This window comes from Nocardioides sp., from assembly GCF_035429765.1.
GTDB lineage: Bacteria > Actinomycetota > Actinomycetes > Propionibacteriales > Nocardioidaceae > Nocardioides.
Genome location: NZ_DAOMFK010000238.1, coordinates 1 through 4,244 on the forward strand (window position 1 = coordinate 1; position 4,244 = coordinate 4,244).

The 4,244-nt window shown below is 73.6% G+C and carries 5 protein-coding genes; 1 reads left to right on the forward strand and 4 read right to left on the reverse strand.

Going from position 1 to position 4,244, the window contains the following annotated elements:
- The 3 genes from PLP61_RS15295 to PLP61_RS15305 all read right to left on the reverse strand — a co-directional run.
- Positions 1-666, reverse strand: a 666-nt coding sequence (locus tag PLP61_RS15295) for a site-specific integrase (protein WP_324503620.1), incomplete at its 3' end; no start/stop codon positions are given.
- Positions 667-1,782, reverse strand: coding sequence for an alanine dehydrogenase (gene ald / locus PLP61_RS15300; RefSeq protein ID WP_324503621.1), 1,116 nt, complete (start codon positions 1,780-1,782; stop codon positions 667-669). It abuts the gene before it with no gap.
- A gap of 50 nt (positions 1,783-1,832) precedes the next feature.
- Positions 1,833-2,447 (reverse strand): NUDIX domain-containing protein, encoded by a 615-nt coding sequence (locus tag PLP61_RS15305; protein WP_324503622.1) that lies wholly within the window; start codon positions 2,445-2,447, stop codon positions 1,833-1,835.
- A gap of 79 nt (positions 2,448-2,526) precedes the next feature.
- On the opposite strand from PLP61_RS15305, the gene PLP61_RS15310 reads away from it, so the two are divergent.
- Entirely contained in the window at positions 2,527-3,858 is a 1,332-nt protein-coding gene (locus PLP61_RS15310) for a hypothetical protein (RefSeq protein WP_324503623.1), read from the forward strand.
- A 3-nt stretch (positions 3,859-3,861) separates the two neighbouring features.
- On the opposite strand, the gene PLP61_RS15315 is transcribed toward PLP61_RS15310, so the two are convergent.
- Positions 3,862-4,244, reverse strand: a 383-nt coding sequence (locus PLP61_RS15315) for a nuclear transport factor 2 family protein (protein ID WP_324503624.1), incomplete at its 5' end; no start/stop codon positions are given.

Here is a 4,244-nt window from a genome sequence, read left to right on the forward strand (position 1 = left end):
CGGTGTGCCGCTGCCGGCGGCGACGAGGTCCGGGCGGGCCCGGGTCAGGTAGGCCTCGACCGCCGCGCGGGCGAACGAGCCGACGGGCACCAGCCGCTGCTTGCTGCCCTTGCCCCGCAGCAGCACGGTGCCCTCGACCAGGTCGAGGTCGTCGACGTCGAGCCCGACGGCCTCCGAGATCCGGGCACCGGTGCCGTAGAGGACCTCGAGCAGGGTCCGGTCACGCAGCGCGAGGGTGGTGCCGGGCGCGCCCGCGGCCTCGAGGATCGCCTCGACGTCGGCCAGCGGGAGCGCCTTGGGGAGCCGCTTGGCCGGCGCGGGTGGCTTCACGCCGGCCGCCGGGTCGGTCCTGGTCAGGCCGTCGCGGACCGCGAAGCGGTGGAAGCCGCGCACCGCCACCACCGTGCGGGCCGCCGACGTGGCGCTCAGCGGCTGGTGCTCCTGGTCCCCCTCCCGCAGCCGGACCAGGAACTGCGCCACCGTGGCCTCGGTGACCTCGTCGAGAGAGGTCACCGACCGGGAGGCCAGGAAGTCCAGGTAGCGGCCGAGATCGCGACGGTAGGAGGTGAGGGTGTTCGCCGCAAGCCCCCGCTCCACCAGGAGGTGGTCGAGGTAGGTGCGTACCGCCCGCGCCGGCGCGGCGCTGCTGGAGCCGGTGGGGGCCACTCAGGCCAGGACGGTGCCCAGGGCCACCGCCTCCATGCCGACCGCCTCACCGACCGGGGCGCTGGTGAGCTGGCCCGCGTGGGTGTTGATGCCCAGCGCCAGGCTGTGGTCGTCCCGGCAGGCCTGCTGCCAGCCCTTGTTGGCCAGCGCCACGGCGTACGGCAGGGTCGCGTTGGTCAGCGCGTACGTCGAGGTGTTCGGCACCGCTCCCGGCATGTTCGCGACGCAGTAGAAGATCGAGTTGTGCACCGCGTAGGTCGGGTCGGAGTGCGTGGTCGGACGGGTGTCCTCGAAGCAGCCGCCCTGGTCCACCGCGATGTCGACCAGCACCGACCCCGGCTTCATCTGCGACACCAGCTGGTTGGACACCAGCTTCGGCGCCGCCGCGCCCGGGATCAGCACGGCGCCGATCACCATGTCGGCCTCCATCACCTGCTGCTGGATCGCCAGCTTGGACGAGGCCAGCCCGTGCACGCGGTTGTTGTAGCGCCAGAACGACATCCGCAGCTTGTCCAGGTCGGTGTCCAGCAGGGTGACGTCGGCGCCCATGCCCAGCGCGATGTTGGCGGCGTTCTGGCCCGACACCCCGGCTCCGATGATCACCACCTTGGCGTTGGCGACCCCGCCCACGCCGCCGAGCAGCACGCCTCGGCCCCCCTGGGCCTTCATCAGCGCGTGCGCGCCGACCTGCGGCGCCAGGCAGCCCGCCACCTCCGACATCGGGTACAGCAGCGGCAGGCCGCCCGAGGGCAGCTGCACCGTCTCGTAGGCGATGGCGGTGACGTTCCGGTCCACCAGCTCTTGGGTCAGCGGCTTGTCGGCGGCCAGGTGCAGGTAGGTGAAGAGCACCAGACCCTCGCGCATCCGGTGGTACTCCTCGGCGATCGGCTCCTTGACCTTCAGCACCATGTCCGCGGTGCCCCACACGTCGTCGGCGGTCTCGAGGATCTGCGCACCGGCGGCGACGTACTCCTCGTCCGGGATCCCCGACCCGGCACCGGCGGCCCGCTCCACGAACACCTGGTGACCGTGCTCGGTCAGCTCGTGGGTGCCGATCGGGGTGAGCGCCACCCGGTACTCATGGTTCTTGACTTCCTTCGGAACGCCGACCTTCAACGCACATCCTCCTGGCTCGTGCCCCACCTCGTCGTGGCGCCGAGGACAACCTACTCCTGAACGGCCGTTCCGGGGACCAGCCCGCGGGCGGCGCAGGCGAGCACGGCAAGGGCCACCGGCGCGTCCGCGACGCGGCCGTCGAGCACCGCGGCACGGAGCCGCTGGAAGGGGACCCAGACGCGTTCCATCTCGGCCTCCTCGTGCTCCAGCACGAAGTCGTTCGGTGGGCCTGGACGCACGTCTCGGGCCAGGTAGTAGTGGTGCACCTCCGAGGAGATCCCCGGCGAGGGGTACGCCGAGAGCAGGTGGGTCCAGCGGTCGGCGACCAGCCCGCCCTCCTCCAGCAGCTCCCTCTTCGCCACGTCCAGCGGCTCCTCCCCGGGCTGGTCCAGCAGCCCCGCGGGCAGCTCGACCAGGACCCGCTCGACGGGATGCCGGTACTGCCGCAGGCACAGCACCCGCTCCGCCTCGTCCAGCGCCAGCACGATCACCGCACCCGGCGCCTCCAGCACCAGCCGCCGGAACGGCTCGTCGTCGGGTCGCCCGGGCCGGTGCAGCAGGTCCTGACGCAGGGCCATCACCCAGTGGTCACGGTGCAGGTAGCTGCTCTCCACCACCGGCCAGGTCTCCGGACGGTCCTCGGGCTCGCGCTCCACGCTGTCCACGCACCGACGCTACCCGCCGGGCTGTGGCGCAGCAGACAGGCGGGACCGTTGCCTCACCCCGTTTCCGGGTGTCGAGTGGATGAAGGAGTCCTACGGAAGGCACATCATGTGGACACACGGGAGTCGGATCCGGGCCGGCGCCATCGCGGTGCTGCTGAGCTCGGGGGGACTGGTGGCGTCGCTGCCCTCGGCAGACGGCGCAGCTCAACGGGCGGCCGGCCCGGAGGAGGTGGTGGCCGGCGGGACTCTCGACGTCTACGCCACGCAGCGTGCACCGGCGCTGGTGCGGGTGCGCGGGAACGGCTCGGCCGTGGCGGCGTGGGTCGCGGGAGACTATGACGTCGCCGGCCCGGTCTCCGTCGCGCTGCGGTCCCCGGGCGGGACGTGGAGTGCGCCGGTGGCGCTCTCGGCGCCGCTCGGCGCCCGTTCCGGGTACGACGTCGCCGTCGGGCCGCGGGGTCTCGCGTCCGTGGTGTGGGACCGCAAGGTCGGCGGCGTCTGGCAGGTGGAGGAGTCGCACCGCTCCGGTGGCGGGTGGACGGCTCCCGTGGTCGTCGACGCCGGTCGGGCCCCGCACACCACCGTGGACGGGCGCGGCACCACCACGCTCGCGTGGAACCGGGCCGGGGTCCGCACGTCGCTGCGTACCGAGGCCGGGTCCTGGACGGCCCCGACCCGGGTCGGACCGGGTCCCGGCAGCCCCCTGCAGGTGGCGTCGAACGCTGACGGCGACCTCGTGGTCGCCTGGCACGTGGGTGACCAGGTGCGGGCCGCGGTGCGGCCCCACGGCAGCGGCTGGTCCGGTGTGAAGGTGCTCCGGGGCTACCCCAGGCGGGTCTCCGTGACGGGCGTGCAGGCGGCGATGGACCCCGACGGCCGGGCGCTGGTGCTGTGGTCCACCACTGGCATCTGGAACGACTCTGCGCACGAGTACTTCAACCACCTCGGCTGGTCGCGCAGCACCCCCGCCGGCGCGTGGTCACCGGCGCGCTACCTCACCCGGTCCCTGGGTGAGGACGGTGGCGCGGTGAGCCTGACGATGACGGCCGCGGGCACGGCGCTGGCCGGTTGGGTGCAGATCCACCGGTCCGACTCGCCCGCCTTCGCGTGGGCGGCCCGGTTCCGGTCGACGGGGACGTGGACCGCGCCCGTGCGGGTGTCGGCCACCCGGGTCTCCTGGGACGGGCCCCGCACCTGGCTGGACCCGCGTGGTGTCGCCCACCTCGTCGTCGGTGCCGGGGACCCGGAGCGGATCTGGTCGTTCCAGCAGCGGCCGGGGCGGTCCTGGGACGCCGGCACCAGGCTCACCCGGGGGGTGTTCCTCGATGCCCACGGTCAGGGTCGCCACCTGGTCGCGGTCTACTGGCGGGCCGCCATGCTCCGGGCGATGGGAGTGACGCCGGGGGCGTGACGCTCAGGTGAGGTCCAGGCGACCGAGGTCGCCCGCCAGCAGCTCGATCTCGCGCACCAGGCCGTCCTCCAGGGTGAACGCGAAGACGACCTTGAGCTCGCCGCGCAGCGACCAGGTGGCTGCGGCGTACCCGTCGAGACCGGCCAGCCGGGCCCCCTGTGCCCGCCCCGAGAACATCCGGGCCACCTCGTCGCGCCCGGTGAGCAGCGGGGGCGACCCCAGCGCCGCGGCCGCGGCATCGGCCGACATCACCGCGTCCGGGTGGAGGAGCGCGAGCAGCCGGTCGAACCTGCCGTGCCGTGAAGCGTCGAGGAACGCCTCGACCACCTCGCGCTGCCGCGCGCGGTCGACCTCGGCCCCCTCGCCCTGGCCACGCACCCGCCGCC

Bases quoted from the DNA above. Each gene is read 5' to 3' on its own strand.
- PLP61_RS15310 (WP_324503623.1), top strand. From the start codon at position 2,527: ATGAAGGAGTCCTACGGAAGGCACATCATGTGGACACACGGGAGTCGG.